Source organism: Pengzhenrongella sicca (assembly GCF_017569225.1).
In the GTDB taxonomy this organism is placed as follows: domain Bacteria; phylum Actinomycetota; class Actinomycetes; order Actinomycetales; family Cellulomonadaceae; genus Pengzhenrongella; species Pengzhenrongella sicca.
Window position 1 is genome coordinate 740091 of record NZ_CP071868.1, and the last position, 25574, is coordinate 765664.

14 protein-coding genes are annotated in these 25574 nt (G+C 68.9%); 8 read left to right on the top strand and 6 right to left on the bottom strand.

The window, feature by feature from the left end:
- Positions 1 to 425: 425 nt before the first annotated feature.
- Positions 426 to 4034: a MobF family relaxase gene (gene mobF, locus J4E96_RS03335; protein WP_227424378.1), complete on the bottom strand. Its 3609-nt coding sequence runs from the start codon at positions 4032 to 4034 to the stop codon at positions 426 to 428.
- Between the two features lie 642 nt (positions 4035 to 4676).
- Here mobF and J4E96_RS03340 point away from each other — a divergent pair.
- The 6 genes from J4E96_RS03340 (at position 4677) to J4E96_RS03365 (ending at position 8508) form a co-directional block, all read left to right on the top strand.
- On the top strand, positions 4677 to 4991 hold the full coding sequence (locus J4E96_RS03340; RefSeq protein WP_227424379.1) for a helix-turn-helix transcriptional regulator: 315 nt from the start codon (positions 4677 to 4679) through the stop codon (positions 4989 to 4991).
- Complete coding sequence (locus J4E96_RS03345; RefSeq protein ID WP_227424380.1) at positions 4988 to 5566, top strand: hypothetical protein; 579 nt, start codon at positions 4988 to 4990, stop codon at positions 5564 to 5566. Before J4E96_RS03340 ends, J4E96_RS03345 begins: the two co-directional genes overlap by 4 nt.
- A gap of 547 nt (positions 5567 to 6113) precedes the next feature.
- Positions 6114 to 6536, top strand: coding sequence for a hypothetical protein (locus J4E96_RS03350; protein ID WP_227424381.1), 423 nt, complete (start codon positions 6114 to 6116; stop codon positions 6534 to 6536).
- Positions 6533 to 7975 carry a hypothetical protein gene (locus tag J4E96_RS03355; protein ID WP_227424382.1) on the top strand — a complete coding sequence of 481 codons (1443 nt, stop codon included), beginning with the start codon at positions 6533 to 6535 and terminating at the stop codon, positions 7973 to 7975. The genes J4E96_RS03350 and J4E96_RS03355 overlap by 4 nt, the downstream gene beginning before the upstream one ends.
- 12 nt (positions 7976 to 7987) lie before the next feature.
- A complete protein-coding gene (locus J4E96_RS03360) occupies positions 7988 to 8275 on the top strand; it encodes a hypothetical protein (protein ID WP_227424383.1) in 288 nt (95 codons plus the stop codon).
- On the top strand, positions 8275 to 8508 hold the full coding sequence (locus J4E96_RS03365; protein WP_227424384.1) for a hypothetical protein: 234 nt from the start codon (positions 8275 to 8277) through the stop codon (positions 8506 to 8508). Before J4E96_RS03360 ends, J4E96_RS03365 begins: the two co-directional genes overlap by 1 nt.
- 361 nt (positions 8509 to 8869) lie before the next feature.
- On the opposite strand, the gene J4E96_RS03370 is transcribed toward J4E96_RS03365, so the two are convergent.
- The 5 genes from J4E96_RS03370 to J4E96_RS03390 all read right to left on the bottom strand — a co-directional run bounded on the left by J4E96_RS03370 (position 8870) and on the right by J4E96_RS03390 (position 14806).
- Positions 8870 to 9487: a metallophosphoesterase gene (locus tag J4E96_RS03370; RefSeq protein WP_227424385.1), complete on the bottom strand. Its 618-nt coding sequence runs from the start codon at positions 9485 to 9487 to the stop codon at positions 8870 to 8872.
- The gene (locus tag J4E96_RS03375; RefSeq protein WP_227424386.1) at positions 9484 to 10311 is read right to left on the bottom strand and encodes a nucleotidyltransferase domain-containing protein; all 828 of its coding nucleotides are present in this window, start codon (positions 10309 to 10311) and stop codon (positions 9484 to 9486) included. The genes J4E96_RS03370 and J4E96_RS03375 overlap by 4 nt, the downstream gene beginning before the upstream one ends.
- Positions 10308 to 11759: a tetratricopeptide repeat protein gene (locus J4E96_RS03380; RefSeq protein WP_227424387.1), complete on the bottom strand. Its 1452-nt coding sequence runs from the start codon at positions 11757 to 11759 to the stop codon at positions 10308 to 10310. Before J4E96_RS03380 ends, J4E96_RS03375 begins: the two co-directional genes overlap by 4 nt.
- 286 nt (positions 11760 to 12045) lie before the next feature.
- Positions 12046 to 13209 (bottom strand): tyrosine-type recombinase/integrase, encoded by a 1164-nt coding sequence (locus J4E96_RS03385; RefSeq protein ID WP_227424388.1) that lies wholly within the window; start codon positions 13207 to 13209, stop codon positions 12046 to 12048.
- Positions 13210 to 13495: 286 nt separating this feature from the next.
- On the bottom strand, positions 13496 to 14806 hold the full coding sequence (locus J4E96_RS03390; RefSeq protein ID WP_227423302.1) for an ISL3 family transposase: 1311 nt from the start codon (positions 14804 to 14806) through the stop codon (positions 13496 to 13498).
- 419 nt (positions 14807 to 15225) lie between these two features.
- Between J4E96_RS03390 and J4E96_RS03395 the strand changes: the two genes are divergently transcribed.
- Positions 15226 to 21924 (top strand): hypothetical protein, encoded by a 6699-nt coding sequence (locus tag J4E96_RS03395; protein WP_227424389.1) that lies wholly within the window; start codon positions 15226 to 15228, stop codon positions 21922 to 21924.
- Positions 21924 to 25565, top strand: a complete 3642-nt coding sequence (locus tag J4E96_RS03400) for a hypothetical protein (RefSeq protein ID WP_227424390.1) — start codon at positions 21924 to 21926, stop codon at positions 25563 to 25565. The genes J4E96_RS03395 and J4E96_RS03400 overlap by 1 nt, the downstream gene beginning before the upstream one ends.
- The last annotated feature ends 9 nt before the right edge of the window (positions 25566 to 25574 follow it).

Consider the following 25574-nt stretch of genomic DNA (forward strand, 5'->3'; position numbering starts at 1 on the left):
TGTGAGCATGACCGCCGCGCCCGCTACCGCCCATACGGGGACAATCTCGACGGATGCTCATTTAGTTCGGTGTGCTCCAGCGCGGCAGCCGGTGCGGGCTGTCCAGTCGGTCAGCCGTTGGCGGGCGAAAGCAAAGTGGTTCATCCAAGCCAGAGGTGCGTCGCCTTCAGCGGTTGGGGCGTACGCGGTCTGCCAGGCCGTGTAGAGCGCCGAGAGTTCTTCGATGTGAGGGCCGTGCTGGTGCCAACAATCGGGGATGGCGCGTTGGTCAAGAATGAATCGGTGGGTGAGCCATTGGACCCAGTCAGTGAGCTCGTCGAGCATCTCGGCGCCGTGCTCGCCATCGAGTCGCGGCCAGCAGATCGGTAGGTCCGGGCCAAACGTGGTGCGCGGCGTTGGGTGGGAGACTCGGTCGCCGCTCGTCGTCATCGTTGCGGCCCTCTCTCGGGTCCTGCGCCCGCGGAATGAACAGCTGGTGGGCGATCGCCGAGTCTGCTCGTTGGTTCGTCGGTGATGTGGTTGACCTCGCGGAAGGACACGAGGGCATCGAGGGTGCGTTCCCGGGCGTTGCGGTCTTGGCCGGGATCGGGCTGGTCGCCGAGTGGGCGCATCCAGTCCGGGCGGGTGCTGATCGCTGCGGCGGTGAGGTTGGAGATGCGTCCGGCGATGAGGTCGTCGATTTCAGCGATCGTGGCCGCGGCCGGGTCTGTGACATCGACCCGTTCTGGGCGTGGTGCGTGGACGAGCTCGTGGGAGCGGCCTTCGTCTTGGGCGTCGAGCCAGCGGGTGACGCTGTCGTGCAGGACTGCAGCGATGTCGTGGGCGGCGTTGTCCTGGTCGTCCACCAGTCGGGTTGCGATGAGCCGGGCGAGGACAGCTTCCATCGAGTACCCGGCCCTTTCTCCCTGGCGGAGGGCGGCGATCAGTGCGCCGCGGGCGGGGGAGTTGTCGACTCGGGCGATCTGCTCGGGTGTGAGCGGTCTTGTGGTGAGGATGCGCATCCAGTAGCGGGTGGCGGCGTCGGCGACAAGCGTGTCGCGGATCGGCTCAAGCCGCTCCAGCGAGGTGGCGTTGTTGAGGTTGGCGGCCAGGGTTTGGGTGGCAGAGAGCTCCGCGCCGGTGGTGGCGAGGATGCGTTCGAGGACGTCGCGTCCGGCAGGGGCGCCGTGCGGGTCGGGTAGGTGGTCGCACATCGGATCGACGGCGTCGGTCGCGGTGTAGATGTGGTTGCTGACCCGGCCGCGGGTCATGGCGACGTACAGGTTCTCCCGGGTCATGCCGGGGGCGGCGAGGACGTGCGCGTGGTCGACGGTGATGCCCTGAGCTCTGTGGGTCGTGCACGCGTACCCGAGGTCGACATGCGCGGCCACATAGCCAGCGTCCACGCGCACGACGCGCGGTGCCGACTCGGCGTTGCGGACAGCGTTGCGGGTGGTCTTGACGAGAGTAAGGGATCCGTCGTCGTGGGTGACCGCGATGTCCCATAGGTCGCCGTTGCGGACGTGGCCGCCGCCGCTGACACGGAGGCGCCGGTTGTTGCAACGGGTCACGACTCGGTCCCCGACGGCGATCGTGACCCCGTCCGTGGTGGTGATTCCGGTCGGTGCGACGGCCTGGTCGGCGACCCGGTCCGCATGCGCGCGAGCGTTCAACGCGGTCACGGTGCGGGAGTCGGCGGCGAGCAGGATCGTCGACACCCCCGACTGCTCCGACGTCTGCCACGCGGCGTACGCGGCCTCGAGCATCGCCTCGGCGGGACCGGCGGTGAGGCGGTCGTGCTCGGCGTAGTCATCGATCGCCGTGGTTTTCCCGGCGCGCAGGAGGCGGGTGGTGTGGGCTTCCCACCGGGACGTGAACCGCCAAAGCGACGTCAAGGTCGTCGCGTGGCCCCGTTCGGCGAGCAGGTTGAACGCCCCACCGGCGTCCACCGCGGACAGCTGCGCGTGGTCACCGACAAGCAGCAGCTTCGCATCCGCCGTCACCGCTTGCCGCAGCAGGGTGTCGAGGGTGAACGTCCCGGCGAGGGACGCCTCGTCCACGATCAGCAGCTGCCCCGGTTGCAGCTGCCACGCCTGGGCTTGGGTGTCGAGATTGCGGATTGCGTTCGCGAGGTATGCGAGCCGTGCGGCGTCGCGCCGCGGATGCACCTGCTCCGCGAGTCGGGTGAGCTCGGCGCGCAGGTCGGTGCGGCGGGTGCGACCGGCACCGGTGGATTCGTAGAGCCACTTCGCGGTGTTCTCGCACCCGATCTGCAGGGCGTCAGCGAGCTCGGCCGCCGCCGTCGCGGACGGCGCCAACCCGACCACCGACCCCGACCCATGCGTGGCCTCCCAGGTGCGGCGCAACGCGAGCAGGGTTGTGGTCTTGCCCGTGCCGGCGGGACCGACTAGGACGTCGAGGCGGCGCCCGGAGGTGGCGATGGTGGTGACGGCGTCGGCCTGGTCGGCGGCGAGTGCGGCCGGGCGGTCCGAATGCGCCACAGCCAACGGGGCGGTGGTGACGTCACGTGCGTCGGTGCGCCGTGCTGCAGGCGCATCGGTGGTCTCGGTGGCGGCGAGGAGTCGGGTTTCGGCGTCAAGGATCCGCAGGTCGGTGTACTTGACCTCCCCCGGCCGGGAGAACATCGACGACCCATTCGCCCGCCGATACGCAGCCGGAGGTGTGAACACCTCAGGTGCGGCCAGGCTCACGCACCGCCCCAAGGCCGCCTCCACGACGCGGGCGTGCAGGGCGAGGCGGTCAGTCGTGGTGGCTATGCGGAGGCCGCGGGTGACGCGGGCGGCCTCGGCGGCCATGTTGGACCTCGTCCAGGTGGATCTACGGGTGATGACCTGCTCGATCGCCTCCCCAGCCAGGACCCCGACCACGTCATCAGATACCTGTCCGTCGCTGAGCGGCCGCGACGACGACGTGCGCATCGCTGCCTCGATGAGCTGCTCGGGTGTCTTGCCGGTGGCGTTGGTGGCGCGGCGCCGCCAGGTCGTCAGGTACTCGCGCAGCGAGTGGACGTGCTTGGCGGGGCGGGTGCTGCGGGTGACCTGCTGGCGTAGCCGCGTGACCTCGACCCGGTTCGGAGTCCTCCCGTGGTCGGCCATGAACTTCGCCATTGTCACCGTCATCGCCGCATCAATATCGGTGGACCGGGTGCTGAACGTCTTCAGCAGGTCGTCGTCGACACCGTTCACCTCGAATGCGGGAGTGCGCGCCGGGCCACGGTGGCGCCACCCCCACGACACGGGCAGGCGGGCGGCGAGGTGGTCGGCGAACAGGTTGTCGTACAGCTCACTGATCTCGACGACCACCTGATGCAACGCCCGCGAGTCGATCGAGCGCCATACCCCGTCGCCGCCTTGGACTTTGTTGGCGATCACGACGTGGGTGTGCAGATTCGGGTCACCGGTCCGGGTGTCCCAATGATCGAACGCCGCCGCCAGCATCCCGCGCGTCGGGACCTGCGCGCACGAGTGGGTGCCGGTCCGCGTGAAGAGCGCCGTCGCTTCCAGATGGGCGAGGGCGTCATCGACAGCGGACCGGTGCGCCGCGACTACCGCGGCCTGGGTCTTCGCGTCCGCCAGCGCCCAAATGGTGGAGGCGGACTTGGGGGCGGTGAACGTCACGTCGAAGCCGGCGACGGCGGTGCGGGTCGGCTTGGCTAGCTCCACCTTCGTTAACGTCTCGATCGCGGCTGCGCGCTCGATGATGCCCATCGACGACGGCAACCCGGCAGTCGCCGTCTTGATCCGCTCGGTCGCGGACGGGTAGGTGGGGTAGGCGCGACCCAGGGCGACGGCGCTGATCGGGTCGCGGCCCTGGCCGTACAGGTTCGCCATCGCCTCCTCCAACACTTCGGTCCCGGCGGCGAGGCCTGCGCCGGCGTTGACGCCGACAAGACCAGTGCCGAGCCACCGGCCGGGCGGGTACCCGTCCTCCATGTAGTACGCCGTCAACGTTCGGGCGGCGGGCCGGTCGCAGTCACCAGACGCCGTGTGGCGCAGCAGGTACTTGTACCCGGCGCCAGCCGTCAACCGGCGCATCGACATCACCGGACACCAACCCGGCCAGGTCGGCGGTGCGCGGTGGTCAGGCTTCGCGCGGCCGGTGGTCCGTTCGGTTCGTGAAAGGTCCTCATACCTAGCAGGAGTCCCGCGACCTACGGAAAACAGGGTGGTCGCTCGAAGGTCACGCCATGTGCGGAACCTCGAGAGCCAGATGAGTCCTGCCCCCTCAGCCTTGGATTTTCAGGCATGGAGGGGCAGGACTCCTCCGGCGACGGACCGAACATGAAGTGGGCGCCGACGTGACGCTTGCGTCGGTGGTGCGGCACCACCAATGCCGGCATCGACCAGGGCGACGAACGCCGCGGTCATTGACTCTCACGTGGCGGTGTCAGTTCGGGCCGCCTCGACGACGGCAAGGTCGGGTATCGGGCGCAGATCCCGGGTGAGCTGTCGCGGCAAACCTCGCGATCGCCGCGGTCAGCAGCCTCGGCGATACCGGCGGGAATCTCGCTAGGTGGGACATGTCCACTGATGCTCGGACGGTCTGAGCCTCGCCTCAGATCGCGCGGGTAATCGGCCAGGCCGCAGGAGTCCATGGTGGAGCCCCAGAGAGTAAATGGTCCGTAGGTCGGGCGTGTCGCTGCCGCGGGCCGACCCTACCTAGGTAGAGTCGGACCTATGAAGGTGACTCACTCGCTCGTCCTCGTGGCGCTGGCACTCCTCGACATGGACCGGGAAGATGACAGTCGCGTGTGGGGCTATGCCCTGTCGAAGCGATCGGGCGTGCGCTCCGGTGTCCTCTACCCGCAGCTCGACCGCATGATGGGCGAAGGCTGGCTGGAGGATCACTGGGAGGAGCACGCCGAGGGCAAGAAGCGCCCGCCCAGGCGCTACTACAAGCTCACAGATCAGGGACGCCGAGACCTCGGAGCAGTGGTTGCGCGAGCCGAGAGCCAGCCCAGGTTCCAGTCGATGAAGGAGGCCTTCGCGTGATCGGCGAGCTGATCAGAACGCCCGGCGCGCTCGGAGGCTTCATGCTACTGGTGCTGATCTTCGGCTTCGCCCCCGGCATAGTTCTCGCGGTGATCGTGCGGCTGATCCCCGACCTGGACCGCAGGTACGAGCTCCAAGCCGAGCTATACGAGGTGCCGCGCTGGGAGCGGCCGTTCTGGGTCGCCGAGCAGTTCGAGGTTTCGCTGAGGATCGGCATGGTGCCCCGTGTCGAGTGGGGGTGGGGTCGCTTCGTGTGGCACCGCTGCAAGCTGGAGTCGGGACTGGCCAGCACCCGCGAGTACCCCGACTCGTTCGAGGTCCCAGATGATGAAGTTAAGACAGAGATTCGCCCCGGTGACCACGTGAAGCTGATGTGGTCCGTCAGGCGGTTCCCCGGCGAGCGCATGTGGGTCACGGTCACCGAGCGAACGGGTGACCGGCTGGTCGGCACCCTCAACAGCATGGCGATATACGTCTACATGCATCCGGACGAGGCAATCAAGTTCCACATCGACGACATCATCGACTGCGCCCTGGATAACGACGAGCTCGCAATCGAGGCCGAAGCCGCGTAACACGGCGTCGCAGATCCGAGGTCAGGCGCCGGTGCAGACTCTCAAAGCACGCGCATGAGGCGCGCGAGGGCGTGATATCTCGACCAGTTCCACGTAATCCCGCAGGTCGGCCGGCATCGTGTCCCAGCTCGCGGTCCCCTTGTTGGTCGCCCAATCATGGGTGCGGTTCTCGACGTCCCATCTCACGTGCCAGTCCCCCTGGAGATTGCCGCCTCGGCCAAGCGGCGGCGCCCAGCTGGCGGCTGAAAGTCCGGCGTCACGGCGCACGCGCCAGCCACATTTTCGTGAACCACCCTGTTTTCGGTCGTTCGCTGGACTCCTGCGTAGTAGGAGGACAGGAAATGACTCGAATCGAGTCGCGACTGCGAAACGCGAATCGTCCGGCCCATCGCGACGACCGTTTTGGCTGATTCCCCTCCCTTCGCGTCGCTGGCGGGCGTTGTCCACAGATCTCGTCGGTGAACGACCCGGTGGGCGATGCCGTCGCTCACCGTGGACGTCGCACCAGCCTCGTCGGGGTTCCAACGGGGCCACGAGAGGAGTGGTCATGACGATGACTTGGAATGCCCCGGCAGCGGTGCTCACCGGCTACGCGCGCGACTGGGACGGGGTGTGGATGCTGGTCTACGCCGCGGGGCACGCGGCGATGAGTTTGGCCGCAGTACCGGGCGCCGACGGCGATCTCGGGCTGACCTACGCGTCGTTGGACACCTCGTACGCGTTGACCGAGATCGAGCAGCACCTGGTCGACTTCACCAACACCGGAGTCACGGTCGACCTCGGCCCGGTAGATCTCGCACACCGCGACGCTGCCGTCCAGGTCATCGACGACCTGCTCGCCGCCGCAGCGACGTTGACGGCTCGATTGTCGGCCGAGCCAGACGTCGGCGCCGCTGACGTGCTGTGCGCGACCAGGGTCGCGATCTTGGTGGCGTCGGCGCGGGCGAAGGCAACCGGGGGTGCCTGGTGAGCGGCCCGGCGGCGGCGCCGGCAACGTACGGGGACCTGATTTTGAAGGCGTCGCTCAGCATCCAGGCCGGCGTCAGCTCGATGCAGAATCTGGGCTTCGAGGACCGCGGCCACGCCCAGGCCGTGATCGGCGACTTCCAGCAGCTACTGCGCGCACTGCTGGAGCACACGTGGGCGCTGCTCGACCTGCGCCGGGTCGACGGCATCGCGTCGACGCCGACTCCGGACCCACGCGAACGCTCCGCGGTGCGGTTGACCGACGTCGTGCACGACTACCTCGAGCCGAGGGCGCCGTCGATCCCGAACCCATCGACGTTGAGCTCGTCACAGTGGCTGGTCGCGGCCAGAAGCGTACGCGCGGCAGGGGATCTGATGGCGACCCACGCCGACGTCGACGGCCTGGCCCGGACCCCAGACCTCGACGCCGTGCTGCGACATCCCGCAACCCGGCAGGCCGGACTGGCCCAAGTCGGCGACATGATCGCGACCCTGGTCTCGGGGGAGGACTACCTCGCGTTGCGTGCCGCGCAGGCCGGGCTCCCGTGGGGGGAGGTCCGCACCCACCTGCCAGGGATGAGCGAGATCCGCGCCCACGCCCGCGACGTCGCAGGCACCGGGTCGCTGCCGGCTTGGGCGCTCCTGGACGACCTTACGGTCGCCCGCCCTCCGGTCCGTACCGGTGATCCGGCCGGGCAGATCCGCGACCGGATGCTGCGCCTGCGGTTGCGGGCGTGGCAGGACGCCGCGTCGCCGCACCCGTCGACCGGGACGTTGGAGACTTTCGCCGTCGTCGGCATCGCCGTGCACGCCCACGCACTCGCGTTCCACGGTGTGCTCCCGGGCAAAACGATTTCGGCCGACCGGCTCACGCGAACTTTGGTTGAGGTAACGGCTCGAGGTCGGGCGTGGCAAGAGGTTTACCGCGGTCTGCGCGGACTGAAGTCCGCCGAACCGGCCGACCCAGCCGTGACGGAGGGCCTCGCCGCGGTCGACGGGGTGCTGCGCGCTGTCGCGCCGCTGCGTGGCAGACAGCCCGACCTGGCGGTAGGGGAGCGGCGTGATGTCGGTCAGGCGATCGTTGGGGCGACGGCGATGATGGCGGACATCGCCCGTTGGAATCGCACCGCGTTCACACGTATGGCCCGAGCCGAGCAGGTCTACGTTCGCGCGGACGCGCTTCCGGGCGCGGCAGTGCGGAACTCCGACGTCTTGGCAGGGGCCAAACTCACGGGCCGGTGCGTCATCGCCGCGCCCGAAGCCGTCGACACCGTTGCGAGCCTGTACGGCCGGGCCGCTCCGCCGAGGAACTCCGCGCTTATCGGCGCCTCAGGACTGACGCTGCGGGCCGAACCTCTGCGGGCCGAACCCCTGCGGGCCGAACCCCTGTGGGCTCCGGCGACGTCCGCGCATCCTGCCCGCGACCCGATAGAAAGGACCTGACGCCATGAATGCGTGCGTGTTCAGTCGCGAGATCAACTACCCGGCTGGTCGGCCCAATCCATCTGGGGGTTCGACGCCCTGCTCAAGTGCTACTTGCCAGCTTGTGGGCGTGACGACGACTACGACGACTCGCCGACCATCCAGATCAGCTCGTACCACCTGATCCTGCCCCTGAACGCCCTCGCCCGCGTCGTTGCCGCCCACCTGGGCATCACCGCCGACGACGCCCACCTCGTCCTCATCGGAAACAGCCCGGCGCACCGGATACGAATGCCCCGACGACCGGCGCGGAGGACCTGATGGGCGACTCCGCTTCATCGGTCGTCGAGCGGATCGAGGCAGCACTTCGGGCCTGGGCTCGTGGCTTCTACCCGTCTGGGGCAGCCGTAGAGCTGCTCATCGCCCACGGCGCCTGGCTCAATCGCGCCGACTTCCGCCGAAGGACCATCTGGATCAGCGACGAAGGGCCGGTGTGCATCGCGGTCGACTGGGTCGCAGCCCGCGACCTGACCGGCCGCGCTAAGCGGCACTGAACGCGCGATGCTCTCTCGGTGCCCGTGAGCCTCGCCGGCCAACTCTGCGAGACCAGCCTCGGCGACCTCCTCACCGGCTTGGACCGAGCGAACATCGACTTGGTGCTACAACCACTAGGTTGCAGGAACGCCGCACCGCTGCGCTCGACACCGGGACCTTCCTAGTCGCGAGAGTCAGCTTCGCGGTCTCGACGTCGCGCCGGGAACCCACGGGCCACACCACCGGCGCAGGCACTCCTTCCCTCGACCTGACGACATCATCTCGTCCGTACCAGATCGCGACTCGACGGACGCGGCGAGTGCTGACGAGGACTGACGACGCCGGCACCCGCACTGTGATGTGAGTGTGCGCGGCGACTGACTAGTGCTCAACGTCGCCCGGCAAGACCTCACCCGTGCTAGATACCTGCAAGAACGTCCTCGACGGCCAGAAAAACGCGGTCAATCGCCCTCCGGTCGAGCCGCAACCTGTGTCGATATGTGCTGACTTCGGCCCGATCTCTGGAGTCAGACCGGTGAAGATGTGGGCGGATACTGCGAATAGGTTCGAATCTGGTCGCGGTTCATGGGAGGCAATCCAACCGTCGCCTACAAATTCTTCCGCCATAGAACGCAGGAACTCTACGTGCGCGCGGGGCACGGCCTGGCGCAAACCGGCCGCTACGTCGGCGCCGACGTTTCCGCCGAGATACGATCTGATCGTCGGGGCCCCGCCCATTCTCAGTAGACCCGCAATGTCGCTTGTCTCGAGCGCGTGAAGAAGGGCGACCTCGTGGTTTCCGCGCAGAAAGTCGACCGACGGGCGAGAAGTTAACGTGAGAAGCAATTCAACCACTTCGCGGGAGGCGGGCCCCTTGTTTACAAAATCCCCGAGGAAGATGATCCGCTCCGCACCGACTTTGTCCAGCTCATCGATGAGCCCTTCGAGAGCCTCGACATTGCCATGGATATCGCCAACAAAAACCGTTTCGAGGCTCACAATAGAATCTTCTCCACTTCGAGGTAGCCTAGAGACGCGCCAGACCCGCCAAGAGCCATCATGGCCATCGAAATTAGGTCCCCCTTTCGTTCCCACTCATTGACGATCAGAGCTTCGAGCGAGCCGTGGCCGTTCGCCAGAAGCGGACCAATGATCCCCTGCAATTGTTGCATGCAAATTCTCAGATCCGTGATGCTTGGAGGCGACTCCTGGCGCGAGGCTAGAAGTCGTACGAGTTCGGGCTTCCCATTCCTCCGTGCAATTTCGCGAACTGAGAAACACGGCTCACCATCGGCAATGGCACGGGCGTAGAGGCAGGAACGAAGCAGGTATCGAGCCTCGCGGAGAAGCCCGCTTAGATACTTCGGCAAGTCTCTATCGAGTGCTCCGAGGACAATGCTCATCCGACGACAGCGCTCAAAAAGCCGTTCCGTGTCGACATCGCCCATGTTCGCGAGGGCGGCCCCGACCTCGCCGTGCGGGTCCCAGATGACCTTCGAATCCCTGGCCAGATGTGCTCCAAAGAGAGTCCCAACCCCGGTCCGCAACTGATCTGGGCTGTAGAAACTTAGGCTCAACTCGCCGGAGTGCACGCTCTTCCGAGGCGTGTCGGTCAATGCCAGGAGATCCCAATCGGATCCTGCGACAGAGTCACCCCGAGCTCGGCTGCCGTAGAGTAGAACCCCTCGATCCGTTTCCTTCAGTGAATTCAAGAGTCCTTCGAGAACATCTTTCGGCACATCGAGACGCGCAATTGCGAGCTTGAGCTCTTCGCCCCGCGAAGTATCGCTCGCCGGCGCGGGTATGCCCGCGTATTTTGTCACGGTTTCGGAGCTTCGCGCAAAGCCGCTATTGCGGACTCAAGAAGTCCCTGTGCTTGATCTGAACCGCTAGTATTTCTCATCTCTCCGTTGAGTCGTACGGACTCCTGGGCGCACCTAATTGCCTCAAGATAGTTCTTTTGTGCGAGTAGAGCACGCGCTAGAACGAAGTTTGAGATGGCACGACCCAACCCGTTCGCGAATTGTTCGTTCAGAGCGAGAGCAACCCGCGCAGCACCCTCGGCATCCGGAAAATTCTTCGCGTACAGGTGCTGCTGCGCAATAAGCACGAACGAATTTGCATGAACTGCTGTTGGTGGCAAGCTCTTCAAGCGGGCGGCAGCGGATCGGGCGAAACTCTCAGCCGTCTCCCGCGTTCCGATCGCACGCCAGATGCGTGCGAGATTGATCTCTGACTGAGCGATTAGCGCTGGGTCGTCGATTTCTATTCGGAGCTCATGTGCCGCTTCGAACGATTTGCGAGCGCTATCCAGGTCGTGCTGTGCGTGTTGGGTTAAGCCGAGATCATCGTAAACCCTTGCTCTAACTGTACGAGAGTGTACATCTATTCTGTTCAACAGTCCCAGAGCGTGCTGGAGTTGCGCAGCAGCTTTCACATACTGTTTTTCCCGCCGCCATAGCGTGGCGTCCGCGGCGTACGCTTCGGCAGCCGCCGTGGAGCGCATGTCGCCAGGACCATTTACGAAGTGGGATATTGCCTCGCTGACGGCAACGTGTGCTTCAGTAAAACGTCCACTCCTTCCGAGGAAGCGCGCGTACGCAAGTTTCTCTTCCGGCCCACCAATTTGCGCTGCTTGCTTTAACTTCGATAGTCCCTGTTCGGCGTAGCCGAGTTCAACTAGTTTTTCGCCGTCTGTTCGCATGCGCTCCGCACCGAGAATATCTATTCCCGAGCTCGGAATCAATGAAACACGCCTGGCCTCTTTGAATTCGAGTTTTGACCAATCCTCTAGCCGCTGGCTGAGTTTGATTCCTAGGTCGTCTTCGTTTGCGCATGTCTCGAAGTACAATGCGTTCTTGTTGATAATCTGCTGCCGGAATGTCTCGACGGGCGCGGTGACTATGCTCCCCGTATCCATAAATGCGACCCAGACATCTTTCATCGGCCTGGCGTCCCGCGCCAGATCAAGTAGTGCCGTGAATATTTCCTCTTCTGTGCCTGAGCTGTACCCCCACGGGCTGCCAGGTTCGCTTCCCCACGACTTTGCGAAGACAGCGATCAGAAAGTGGCATTCGTGTATCAAGTCGTTAATCGCGGCCTGCGGCCGTCGCGCAGTTCCGCGGACGCTTTCGTAGCCGACGACTTCATACGTTCCGCTCCGTACGCCACGAGCGTTGAACTGGGCGACACAATCGCGAATGGCTTTGCGTTCGTGCGTAGCATCACTCGGTGACGCGAGGAAGATGCGGAACGGCAGGGAAGTGTTCATTATCGCAGACTAGTCGCACGGCGCTCATGCGTTCGCGCATCCTGATGCTCAGGGGCGGATGAACGCTGAGCATGTTCGCGCGGCAGGCCCCGCCGGTGCGAGAACTGTAGAATTTGTCGCAGTCCTCGCGTGTGAGTAGTGGTCGTTTCGTGGTCGGTTTGTGTGCGGTTGTCCTCTTTGAAGTGACCTCGGCCTTGGGTCGGGATGGTGATCTGTTCTTGCGTCTTCCGGAAGGGCCTGGGGCACGAGGTGGTGACCGATCGAAAGTCCTCCGTAACGCAAACGGTCACGGTTGCGGTTTCGTCGCGGGGTCTCTCGCGATGGACTGTGTCTGTCCTTGGTTGAGGGTCCGGTCGAACGCGGCGAGGTTCTTTTCGTCGGCGTCGGGGAGTGCGTGCAGGTACTTCTGCGTGGTCATGATCTGGGCGTGGCCCATGCGGTCCATGACTCCTTTGAGGTCGGCACCGCCGGCGAGGAGCCAGGATGCGTGTGCGTGGCGGAGGTCGTGGACGCGGACACCGAAGTCGATCTGCGCGGCTTGGACGGCGGGCAGCCAGACCCGCGTCCGGAACGTGTTCCGCGACAGTGGGTTGCCGCCTGCGATTTCGCTGGATGGGAAGAGTAGGTCGTCGGGTCCGAGGCCGAGGCGGGCGATCCGCGCTGACAGGACGTCGAGTAGTCCCTGGCTGATTCCGATGACGCGGGGCTTGTTGCTCTTGGGGTAGGGCTTGACGATCATGCGCTCGCCGGTGGGGGAGTGCTTCTTGGAGATTTCGACGATGGTCTCCTTGACGTTGATCGTTCGGCGCAGGAACTCGAGGTGTCGGGGCCGGAGCGCGATCAGCTCGCCCCACCGCAGCCCGGTCTCGATGTCCGTGACTACGAGGTCCTTGAAGCGGTCGGGTATCGCGGCGAGGATCCGCCGGTACTCATCTGGGGTGATCGTTCGGGTCTGCCGGGGGACCACCTTCGGCAGCTCGGTCTCGTCGCAGGGGTTGAAGGCGATGATCCGGTCGCGCACTGCCCGCTTGAAGATCGAGTGCAGCATCACGTGGTACTTCATCGTGCTGCGCGGGGAGAGTCCGTCCGCGATCGCCTTGGTCACCCACTCTTGAATCATGGACGGTGAGATCTTCGCCATCGGTCGGTCGCCGAACGCGGGGAGGAAGTGCTTGTCGAGGTTCGACCGGTAGGAGACGTGGGTGGTGGCCTCGAGGTGCCGGCTGGGGAACCAGACGTTCTCCACGAAGTCGCGGAAGGTGATCTTGCCGAACTGCGCGTCGAGCCAGGTGCCGTCGCCGACCTTGACCTCCTCGCGGTTCGCGGCGCGCAGCGCGGCCCTGGTGGAGGGGAAGGTGCCGGCGGAGCGGGTGCGTCCGTCCGGGTCGCGGTAATATCCACGGAAGGTTTCCGCGCCGCTTGCTGCGACGTGCTTGCGGACCCAGGCCATGGGCCACCTCCAGAATGTGCATTTAATTCCCGTGACCGCACGGTGACCGCAAACCTTGCCATACGGCCATGGATAAGCCTGGATAACACCGGACCAGCGATAGTGACTCTGACCTGCGACGACGTTGCCAGAGTACACCGATCCACGCTCAGACGGAAGGATCTCAAAAGTGCCTTCGGTCCCGCTCATAACCCAGAGGTCGAGGGTTCAATAGTTCGCGTTCGCCGCTCGGGACAGAGTCTTTTCTGTTTTTGAGAGGACGCCTCCAACGTGGGCCTAAAAAGGCTCATCGCATTCGAGGGTGTAGTTGGGGTCGGAAGCCACCGGTTTCCAGGAGACTGCGCGCGATGTAGTGGGCGAGGTTCCGGAACCCCAGGGCTGAGCCGCGCAGGTGTTCGAGTCGGCCGTTGATCGCCTCCGTCGGCCCGTTGCTCGTGCCGGGTCTATCGAAGTAGGCCAGCACGTCGGCGGCTCGCTTCTTCAAGGTCCGTCCGAGGGTGATGACCTCGCGCAGCGCGGCGGGGACGCCGGAGCTGACCGAGGCGATCAGCTGTTCCATCAGGGTTCGCCCGTGCTGGCGGTCGGGGTGGCGGTAGGCAGCGACCATCTGCTGGTAGACGCCCCAGGTGGCTTCGACCTCGACGTGCTCGTCGGCCGCGAACAGGGCCTCGAGCCGGGCCCGCTGCCGGTCGGTGAGCAGGTCGACGCCGGTGTGCAGGGTGCGCCGCGCCCGGTAGAGCGGATCGTCCTTGTGCCCGCGGTGACCGTGCAGGTCTTGCTGGACCCGGCGCCGGCACCGGTCCATCGCGTCTGCACCCAGACGCGCGACGTGGAAGGGATCCATGACTGCGACGGCCTCGGGTAGCTCTTCGGCGGCGGCGGTCTTGAAGCCGGTGAACCCGTCCATCGCGACGACCTCCACCCGCGCCCGCCAGTCCTCGGGGCGCTCGGCGAGCCAGGTCTTGAAGACCTGTTTGGAGCGGCCCGGCACCATGTCGAGCAACCGCGCGGTCCCGGTGCCGTCCCTGATCGGGGTGAGGTCGATGATGACGGTGACGAACTTGTCGCCGCGGCGGGTGTGGCGCCACACGTGCTCATCGACGCCGATCACGGCCACGCCGTTGAACCGGGTCGGGTCCTCGATGAGCCGGCGTTGTCCTTCGGCCAGGACCGCGTTGTTGGCCGTGTTCCACGACACCGCCAACGCCTCCGCGATCCGCGCGACCGTCAGATGCTGGACCACCAGTGCTTCTAACGCCCACCGGACCGCGCGCCGGGACAGCTTCGCCCGGGGCTCGGCCGCAGCGTCGGCGTCTTGGCGCCACACGTGTGCGCAGCCTGGGCACCGGTACCGGCGCAGCCGGACTTCCAGCACGGTGGGGCGCCACCCGAACGGCTCGTGCGCGAGCCGGCGCACGAGCGAGTCCCGCGCAACGCCTTCGGCCCCGCACCGGCGACACCACTGGTCCTGCGCGGCGACCCGGCAGGACAGCACGGCGCGGTCGGGCTCGAGGCGTTGGCCGACGACGACGAGACCGAGCTCGTCGACGCGAGTGAACGTGGTCAAGTCAGGGTCACCGAAGGTAGTTTCGAACACGTCGAGGTCTTCCGGCTGGGCTGTGTGAGAACTCCCATCATCGGAAGGCCTCGACCTCTACCCAGACACCGACGCGCCGCCCGCGATCAGACCGCCGCTACACCCTCGATTGCGAAGAGCCCCTAAAAAATTGTATGCACGACTTTTTGGTGCACGTTCACGTGCCCGTGTTGGGCCGCCGAGAGTGCCGCATCCAGTCGGGATCCCCCGCGCCGCTTGAGCACGCGGGCGTCGCGCAGTGCGGCGAGCTTCATGCGTACGGCTCGCCGGTGGAGGTCAGGTGCTGAGGGTGTCTGTCGGGAGTCATCCAAACCGCCCGGGCTGAGGCTCCCCGCTCAGTCGTGTGAAATCCCAGGTGACAGATGTGACCCGTATCACATAGGTTCGAATTGTCCCATTCACCCCCCGGGGGAGTCGCCATGTCGCTGTGGGACCAGTTGCCCGGGTCGGCCGGCAGCGGCGGCGCCCTGGACACGATCGAGTCCGCACTCACGTCCGTCCCGGGTGTGCAGCAGGCCGATCTCACCGACGACGACGGCACCTGGCGCATCTACACCGACAGCGCCAGGGTTCCTCAGCTCGGGCTGCCCGGTGCCGGCACCCCGATCGAGTTCCGCGACCCGAACGTCACACTGACCGTCGGGCGGCACGTCGGCGACGACGGCTGGCGGATCGACCTGACCGCGCCGGTGGTCGCGATCGCGCTGCCGTTCCTCACCCCGGCCCGCTATGACGTTGCCAACGCGCTGCTGGTGCCGGACACCGCGCAGCGCGGCGTGTTCCTCGTGGTCGGCGGGCTGACCGTGCGCCTGCAGCAGCTTGAGGGTCAGGACGTGAAGTTCTCGCTGGTGAGCGCGTCGACGTCGGGCAACCCGACGGACAAGATCTACGACCTGATCCGGATGGAGCCGGGCTACGCGATCGTCGGGCCCGGCAACGCGGTCGGTTTCGGCTTCCGAGGAGCCGTGCTCGACCTGTCCGACGCGGCCGGTCCGCCGAACCTGCCGGCGGGTGCGCGCACCATGCCGAACAGCTGGCAGGGGTTCTTCCTGCCGGAGATCCGGCTGTTCGTGCAGCCGAACGGGCTGGACGGGCTGCACGTCACCGCCGCCGCGCGGAATCTGTACCTCGGGGTCGGCGCGTCGGCCGGGGTCACCGGCATCTTCGAGGCCGAGGTCGTCAACGGGGCGTCGCTGTCCGTCGAGGCCTCCTTCCTCACCCCGACCGGTGCCGTGGTCCCCGCCGCCGACGGCTCGGCGACGGTCCCGGCGAGCTCGACGCTGATCGTGAGCACCCACGGCGGGTCGGGCTCGAACACCATCACGATCACCCCGGACAACGCGACCGCGGTGATCGGCGAGCGCGCGGCGATCACCACCGACGCCGACGGCACCTCGATCGCCATCGCCGTGCACGACGCCGCAGCCGGCCTGGACAAGTCCGTCGCCTTACGCACCGCGCTCGCGGCCGGCGCCGTGTCCGGGTCGGGATCCGCGAAGGTCGTCGGCGTCACTCCCAACGACCCGTCGGCGCAGTGGAAGCTGCAGCTCGGCGCGTTGGACCCGGCGGTCGTGAAGCTGAGCGCGGAGCCGCCGGCCGGGACGACGATCGCGTGGACGTCGCCGACGCTCACCTTCGTCGGCCCGACGAACGGCCCGACGGTCACCGTCGACCTGGCCGCCCTGACCGACGCCGCACCCGTCGACGGCGACCTGTCGGTGACGTTCTCCGGTGCCGCCGCCCAGGACAGCGACTGCTTCTTCCTCGTCGACCACCCGACGACCGGTGAGTTCAACCCCGCCGCGGGCGCAGCCCCGTCCGCCCGTGAGCGGGCCTGGGCGCTCGGTCCGGACTCGACGCGCGACGCGAAGTCGCCGTCGCGATCGGGCCTGGCCGCGGCCGGGACCTACCTGGCGGCGGCGCGGGCGCTCGCCGCTCGGATCCCGCACGGCACCCACATCGAGGTCGATGGGTACGCGTCGTACGAGGCGACCACCTCCGACGGGTGGAACAAGGACCTGTCCGCCCGCCGTCAGAGCGCCGCGATCACGATCCTCACCGAGGCGGGCTTCACCGACGTCCAGCCGGGGACCGCGACCGGCGACGACACCGCCCACGCGCACACCTGGCCCGCGACGGCGACGGCCAACCCGGCCGGCGCCGCCCCGGCGGAGGGCGACGGGTTCTGGTGGCTGGCCCGCGCCAGGGTGTCGGCCTTCGCGCCGATCACCGTGGGCGGGCGCCTGCACGCCGAGGTCTCGCACTGGTCGAACGACACGCCCCCGGCCGAGAACACCCCCGCCCGGCAGCCACCGCCGTCCTGCTTCCGGCGCATCGGCGTGCGCGTGGAGCTGCTGCGTTCGTCGTTCATCCGGGCGGAGGTCTGGGGCGAGCTGGACGTCTCGTCCGCGGCAGGGCAGGTCGAGCCCGGGCTCGACCTGCCGCCCGGCGGCAACCCGGGCGACGGGATCGTCGACTTCCTGGCGCGGATGCGGATCACCGAGGATCGCCAGGCCTGGTCGGTCGAGGCCGAGGTGAAGGCGCACGCGGGTGACAAGGACGGCCTCTACCAACGCAAACGCGGCGACGGCATCCCCAACACGGTGATCGACGGCGTCGGCGCGATGGCGGTCATCGCGCCGCTGACGGCCGCGGTTAGCTCGCTGTCGCCGGCCGCCGGCGGAGCGGTCGCGCTCGTCGGCGCCGGGCTCGGCGCATCCGGCACGGTCCTGACGACCCAGGCGATCACCCTGTACGGGGTCGACGTGCTGGTCAGCCACGGGATCGTGGGCGCGTCCGGCGAGGTCGGCGACCCGTCCGCAGGTGACCGGGTCAGCGTGCTGTTCGACGTCGAGACCCAGTTCATGGTCGACGTCAAGATCATCCGCACCACGAAGCCGGTCAAGGCCCGCTACAAGGCGATCGGGATGGCCGCGACCTGGGGCGCGGCCGGCGCGCCCTTCACCCCGACGTTCGTCTTCGACCCCGACAAGGGCTACACGATCGACGCCCCCGACGGGTCGGTCGCGGCTGTGTCCCCGCTGGACGAGATCCTGCGGGTGTTCGGTTTCAAGGTCTCCCGCGACAACCCGATGTTCATCGAGATCCAGTTCGGGATCGGCCTGGAGATCGGCATCATCACGATCGACACCGCGACGGTCCGGGCCACCTTCCAAGGTGGTGGCGGCGCCCCGGACATCTCGATCTCCCGGCTGCGCGCCACGATCGACGTGCCCGGCACGCTGCACGGCACCGGCGAGGTGTCGATCTCGGAGAACCTGATCGGCGGCGCGTTCGACATCACAGTGACCCCGGTCGCCGTCCGGATCGCCGCCTCGCTGTTCATCGCGAAGGGTCCGGACGGCAACGTCGGCGTGCTGTTCGGCGGGCTGGTCGAGCTGCCGGTGCCGATCGTGCTGGGCGGCTCCGGGCTGGGCATCTACGGGTTCCTCGGCGGGATGGGCGTCAACTTCGAGCGCGTCATGCCGGACACCGCGCTGCCGGCGCTGGACTGGGCCAAGCAGCACCTGGCGAACAACACGCTGTTCAGCGCCCCGGACGCCTGGCAGTACTCCGCTGGCCACTACGGCTTCGCCGCCGGGCTGGTGCTCGGCACCGTCGACGGCGGGTTCACCCTGAATATGAAGGGCGTCCTGCTGATCGAGGTCCCCGGGCCGCGGATCGGTCTGATCATGCTGGCCAACGTGCTGTCGCCCAGCCTGCCGGGGGTGACCGGCGACACCAGCGCGACGATCCTCGCCGTCATCGACCTCGACTTCGGCCGTGGCACGATCCTGATCGCGCTCCGGATCGACTACGACATCGCCGGCCTGATTACCTTCCACGTCCCGGTGACCGCGTTCTTCGACACCAAGACCGACCCGTCGCACTGGTACGTCGAGCTGGGCAGCTACCGGGACCCGGTGGCCGTCAAGGTCCTCGGGGTGTTCGATGCGACCGGGTACCTCGGCGTGTACGGCGACGGGCAGACCCTGCCGACCGACCCGGTGCTCGAGTCGAAGGGCCTGACCTTCGCGGTCGGCTTCCACGTCTCCGCGGTGCTGATGGGGTTCAAGCCGTCCGGGCTGTACCTGGAGGCATCGGGCGGGTTCGACGCGCTGCTCGCCCCCGACCCGATGTACCTCGGCGGGATCTTCGAGATCGGTGGCGAGCTGCGGCTGTTCATCATCTCGATCTCGGCGTGGGCCAAACTCGTGGTGATCTACCGCGACCCGGGCGCTCGGCTGTACGTGCACGGCGAGGCGCACGGCAAGGTCGACTTCTTCTTCTTCAGCGTCGAGGGCTCGGTCGAGCTGACCATTGGCAGCCCGCCCGGCAACGACCCCGGGGAGCCGCCGCCGCTGGTCAGCGGGGTGTCGCTGATCGCCCGGTCGACGCAGGTGACGATCGAGGGGTCGGCGTCGTCCGGCCCGGTCGACGGGTCGCTGGGCAAGGCCGCCCCGGGCGGCGTCGGCGTCGTGCCGGTGGTGCCGATCGACGTCGTGCCGCTGGTTGAGTTCGCGGTGGCTCCCAAGGCCGACGCCGCCACGATCGTCGGCGGCGTGCTCGGACCGTGGACCGCCCAGCCGTACAACCCGTGGGTCCAGGTGGGCGGGCACTGGTGGCGCTACGACGTCACCGCGGTGCGCCTGACCGGCGGCGCCCTGCTGCCGCCGACGTCGCCCGCACCGGCCGCCTGGTGGGTGCACGGCGCCGACGGCAACGGTCGCAAGGTCGGGCTCGGCCTGCTCACCTGGGTGCCGGTCGCCCAGCCGGCCGCGGTGCCGTACGGCGAGAACCTGGTCGACCACGTCACGCACGTCTGGGGTCAGATCTGCTCCGCGCCGGCCGGACCGACGCCGCAGCTGTGGACGTTCGACGGCGAGCCGACCGGGCCGAACCCGACCGGATGGTTCCTGACGGGGCTGCCGTGGCCGGACGCGCCGGGTGCGACGCGCTCCACCGCGGTGCGAACCGGGCTGCGCGTCGGCGAGGCGTGGCGGGTCGCCGCCTCGATCGATCCGCTCCAGGGCACCGCCCCCGCCGTCGTCGTGGGCGGGGCCGTGCCCTGCTTCGACGGCGAGCACGCCGACCCCGCCGACCTCGGCCAGAGCTGGGCGGTCGCAGGTCCGCACGAACCGACCGGCGCCAGCGGACTGACCCTGCTCGACACCGCCGTCGGCGCTGCGGGGTTGTACGACGCCGGCGCCCTGCTGCACGCGGCAACCTGGCGGTCGAGCCGGGCCCAGGCGGCGCTGCGCTGCCGGGGGGAGATCCTGCGCAGCCCCGCGCTCGACTCCGAGGAACCGGCGCCCGGCGCTGATGACGAGACCCGCAAGCTCGTCGAGAACGCCTGGGAGGCGACCGGGTTCCGGCCCGACGAGCTGGCCGACGCCGTCTGGTTCGAACCGCAGGACCCCGACGACGCCTTCACGGACGTCGGCATGCTCCTGCTGGTCGACCGCCGGGTCGTCGAGGGCGGGCTGTTCGTCGTCGGCCGGGCGTCCGACGGCAGCGAGGTGCGGCGCCACCCGGTGCGCGGCGACGACCTGCTGTCCGCGCAGAACCGTCCGTCCGACCAATGGTTCGACCCCGATGGGCCGTGGGCCGACCCGGTGTCTCGCGCCGGGCACCTGGCCGCCCGGATCGGCGCCGGCGACGGGCTGGTGCTGGTCTGGGTCTACCTGAAAGGCATGGACCCGTCGGCCCGGCGGATCGTCATCGGGTTCGACCGCGCGCGGGCACGCAAGCTGCCGCCGCAGCCGTTCTACGTGGTCGGGGTGGAGTCGGTGCTCGAGTCCGAGGCGCGCCGCTTCGCCTGGGACGTCACCGTCAAGACGTCGGACCAGACGGCGGTCTCCACCGCGCTGGCCGCCGCCGGGACCGAACCACTGCTCACCCCGGACACCACCTACGCCGTCGAGATCGACTGGACCGCGACCGCGATCGCGGTCAGCGGCGACCAGTACAGCCCGCCGGCCGGCCAACCCCCGGCGGCGACGCTGGACGCGGCGACCGTCGGCGGGTCGCAGGTCCGAGCCCAGACGTTCGCGTTCCACACCGGTGCGGTACCGACCCCGCCGTCGCAGACCAACGACCTCACGCCGTGGGTGCTGGCCACCGAGCCGGACCGCGGCGAGGACGGCCTGTTCACCCGCGCCGGGATCACCGTGACGTTCTCCAGCCAGCGGGTGACCGCGCTCTACGCCGCCTACGGCAAGGAGCTGTTCGTCCAGGTCAGGGCCGCCTCCGGGCACCACCCGCGGCTCGCCGACCAGCCGGACGCGGCCAACCCGCAGGTCACCGTCGACCCCGGCTCGCCGTACCTCGGCACCGACCAGGTCTACGGGATCCAGCAGGCGTGGCGCGAGGCGCTCGGCGAGGTCGTCACCGGGCAGCCATGCATCGACCAGGACAACGTCGACCCGCACGACGAGGCGCCCTACTTCCTGCCGTACGTGTTCGACCCGCTGACCGAGTACCTGCTCGACGTGCATGCCCGCCCGACCGGCACCGCGGGCGACGGCGAGATCGTGTTCCGGGTGCCGTTCACCACCGGACGGTTCACCGACCTGGCCGACCTGGCCCGTTACGTCTCGCCGGCCCCGATCCAGCACCGCGGTGTGCTGACGCCGGGCGCACTGGCGTCGCTGGTCGGCGACGTCACCGGCGCCGCGCTGGACCAGGCGTTCGAGGACGCCGGGCTGGGGGCACCGCAGGTGCCGGCGTTCCCGCTGGTCCAGGTGCTCTGGACGACGGACCCGACGCCGCAGCCCGTCGCGGTGGTCATCGAGTCGAACGAGCGTCTCGTGCGCACCCGGGTGGGACCGCAGAAGGTGCTCTCCGCCGCGACCGACCCCGATCCGGTGCACCACTACTGGGCGCGCGTGCGGTACCGGTGGCTGAGCGTGGTGCGCTCCGCCGGCGGCGGGGCCGCCGTCGCGCGCATCGCGGTCGGCCCGGGCGGGACCAGGGTCGTGGCCTTCCTGGCCGCGAGCCAGCGTGGGGCGACGCTCAACCTCGACCTGCAGGTGACCAAGGTGGACGGGACGGCCGGCACGTCGGCGCCCACGCTGTCGGTGCTGCTCGCGCGGGCACCGTGGGAGGAGGAGGCCTGATGGCTCGCATCGCGAATCCCTCGGTGTTCCGTGCCGAGGCGGTGATGATCGACTGGAACGCGCTCGGCAGGGCCCAGCAGGAGGCCGGCGGCCACGTGGGCGACGCGCCGCCGCGTACCCGGGTCAGCTGGGCGTGCCACGGTTCGCTCGGCGTGCCGCACGGGGTGTTCACGGTCTGGTATCGGAGGCCGAAGGCGGCCAAGCTCGTCCCGTCGCGCAACCCCGTCCAGAGCTACGGCTCGCAGTCGTTGCTGACCTGGACCGGCACCGCCGGCCGGGTGATCGTGCAGGGCACGGTCTCCGACCCCGGCCGGCCCGTCACGGTCAAGCTGTGCTGGGGCGCCCCGACGCCGGAGTCGGTGGTCGCGGCCACCAGCCGGACCGGCAACGGCACCCTCTCGATCGACCTGCGCACGTCCGGTGCGACGTGCGCGCTGGTCGACAACCTCACCTCGCCGGTGGTGTCGGTGCAGCCGCTGGCGGACATCGTCAACGCGGACGACTGGACGCCGTACGAGCTGATCGGTCTACCCGTGGACGGTCCGCTCGGCGACTACGACGGGGCCAAGCAGGGCATGCTCGCCGCGCTGACCGACCCGACCAGCGCCGCGTTGGACCGGCTGTCCCGCGGGGCTCCGCCGCTCGGCTGGTTCCCGGTGCTGCCGTCCGGCGTGATCGCCCCCGACTGGCTGACACCCGACCTGCCGCGGATGGTCGCCGTGCTGCAGGCCGCGCTGCTCCCGCAACTGGGCGACCTGTACCAGCCGGGGCTGCCCGAGCACGACCAGAGCTCGATCACCCGCCCGACGATCGTGCCCGGACCGGGCGAGACGACGATCGGGGTCGGCCCGACGACCCAGATCGACGCCGCACCCTGGCCGATGCTCGCCATTCCCACCCAGACCGACGCCTACCTCAACCTCGCGCTGGGCTTCGGCACCGCGTACCCGCCGATGCCGTCCGACGTCGTCATAGCGGTGCTCCCGCCCCCCGAGTTCCTGGTCACCGCCACCTACACCGCCGGACCGACGATCGACGTGTTCGGCCAGGTCATCGGAGTCGGCCCGGCCGGGGAGTACGCCGCCTACGCGCCGCCGGTGCTGCACGGGGCGACGGCGTCGCCGCTCGGCCTGACCGCGGCCCGCTACTCGCTGAACGCACCGACCGGCATCGACCAGCCGTGGTGGGAGAACGTCCGGCTGACCTGGCCGCGCCCGATCGTCGGCGCGGGCTGGGGACGCGTGACCGCGCAGGCGTACTGCCGCTACCCGACCGGCGCAGGGCAGGCCGAGCCCGGCTGCGAGAAGAATGACGACTGGGGCGGCTGGCGGATCGGGTCGGTGCCGAGCGCCGACTCCGCGGGCCGCACGTCGGTGATCGACCCGTACGCCGAGATCCCGCTCGGGTCCGGCGGCCGGCACCTCGGGTTTGGAGTCGCGCACGACGACATCTACGGCGTCTGGTCGCCGTGGGTCGAAACGCACCTGGACACCACCGAACCGGGCGCGGCCCTGCCGATTCTCGCCAACCCCGCACTGACCGCGCGGTACTCGGGCTCGGCGTCGGCCTGCCCGGCGCACCTGCGAGTGGAGACGATGCTGGAGTGGTCGCAGCGCACCACCACGGGCGTCGAACTGACCGCGGTGCTCTACCCCATGGTCGGCCCGTACTCCCCGACGCCGCCGGGCGTCGGGCCGGGCGTGGCCCCGGCGGGCTGCCGCACCGCGTCCTGGTCCTACACGTTCGCGGGCGACCTCCCGACCGGCGTCGGCTGCACCGTCACCCCGCTCGACCAGAACGGCTACGACGCGACCCAGACGGTCCCGCCGGTGCCGATCACGCCCGGCACCGGTCAGGGCGACCCGCGCCGCTTCCGCACCGACGTCGACCTGGCGCCGCTGGACTTCACCGGCACCGGGCGCTGGGGCGTGGTCATCTGGGCGCGCCGGGCGACCGCGGTCGGACCGTCGCCGACGGGCTGGGTGGCGTCGGACCCGGACCGCTGGGTGATCGCGACCGCCGGTTCGCCGGTGCCCGTCGTGCCGCAGGTCGTCATCCTGCCCGGCGTCCCACTCGGTTCGATGCCCGACGCCGCCGGGTCGAGCCACGTCCGGATCGCCTGGGGCGCGCCGCCGAACGCTCCGGTGAAGAACTGGGTGATCTGGGGGACCAGCGAGCAGAACCTGCGCGACGCCCTAGGGCTGGGCGCCGCGGCGAGCCCGATCCCGGGCGCGCGGCTGCTCGAGCTGCGGGGGGTGCTCGCCGCGCGCGGCGAGCAGGCGCAGCGTGCGTTCCGCCGGGTGCTCGAGGTGCCGGAGCACCCGGGATCGCCGCGCGCGGCCGATGTCCCACTCGCCCGGGGTGCGTCGGATCTGCAGCTGTTCGTCGTCACGTCGACGACGCCGACGGGCACCGACTCGCCGTTCCCCACCGTCGGCCTGGACACCCAGACCCAGGTGTTCATCGCACCGCGCGTGGTGAGCCCGGCGCCGCCGCTGGTCCGCACCGCGATCACCGAGACCGGGGTCGACGTCGACCTGGAGGTCGCCTCGAACGTGCCGGTCGGCGGCTTCCGGCTGTACCGGACCCGGGTGTTCGACGCGGCCCGCCGGGCCGACTCGATGGGCGCGCCGACGCTCGTGCCGGCGGCGGCCGTGGTCGACGGCGGCGGCGAGCCGCTGCGTGACGTCCGGTCCGGGGCTCCGCTGTACTCCGCCTCGATGACGTTGGCGACCGGCGCGGGGTGGCAGCCGTCGTACCTGCGCGCGGTCGCGGTGCCGGACACCTCCGGGGTGCCGGAGCAGGCGATCCGCGGGTTGTTGTCCGGCGAGTCGGACATCGTCACGGTCGCCACGCCGCCGCCCGGCGGGCCGGACCTCGCGCCGCTGGTGGTTTCCGACGGGACGCCCGACCACCTTGTGCTGGTCGCACGGACCTCGACCTCCGCCCCGGACGACACCGCCTGGGGCGCGCACCGGGCGGCCGGATCGGGTGTGACGACGTCGGACGCCGACCTTGCCGCGCTGGCGACCGTCGCGCTCGCCGACGTCGTGACGCTCGGCGACGGCACCCCGGCACCGGCGACCCTGCCGACGCCCGGCCAGGCGGTGCTGGTCCGCGGCCCGAGGTCGGGTGGTCGGACCCCCCTCGCGGTGTGGTTCGCCCGGGCCGACGCCACGGCCGACGCCGACGTCGGGCTGCGGCTGGTGGACCCGTTGGGTCGCGCGACCGTGCAGCGGGCCACCGCCCCCGGCGTGCCGGCGCTCCCGCCCCCGACCCTGACGCTGAGGGGCGTCTCGCACCCGACGCCCACGACGACCCGGGTGACCGTGACGACCTCGGCGTCGGCTACGGACGTGCCGCCGGCGACGCTTTCGGCGTCCGCTCGGGCCCGGACTATCCGAGGCCCGCGAGTGCGGATCTACCGCGGTTCGGCGGCGCTGCCCGACATCCCGGCGACGAGCGCGGCGGTCGCCCAGCCCGGGCTGATCGGGTTCGGCTGGCGCTGGCTGCTCAGGCCGTTCGGCGTCCGGCGGATCCGCGCGTGGGATGTCCTGATCCCCGCCGGCGCGCCCCTGACGATCACAGTCACGATCATCGCTGGCGACGGCCAGTCCGCCTCCATCTCGACGACCGTCTGACCCCCGACC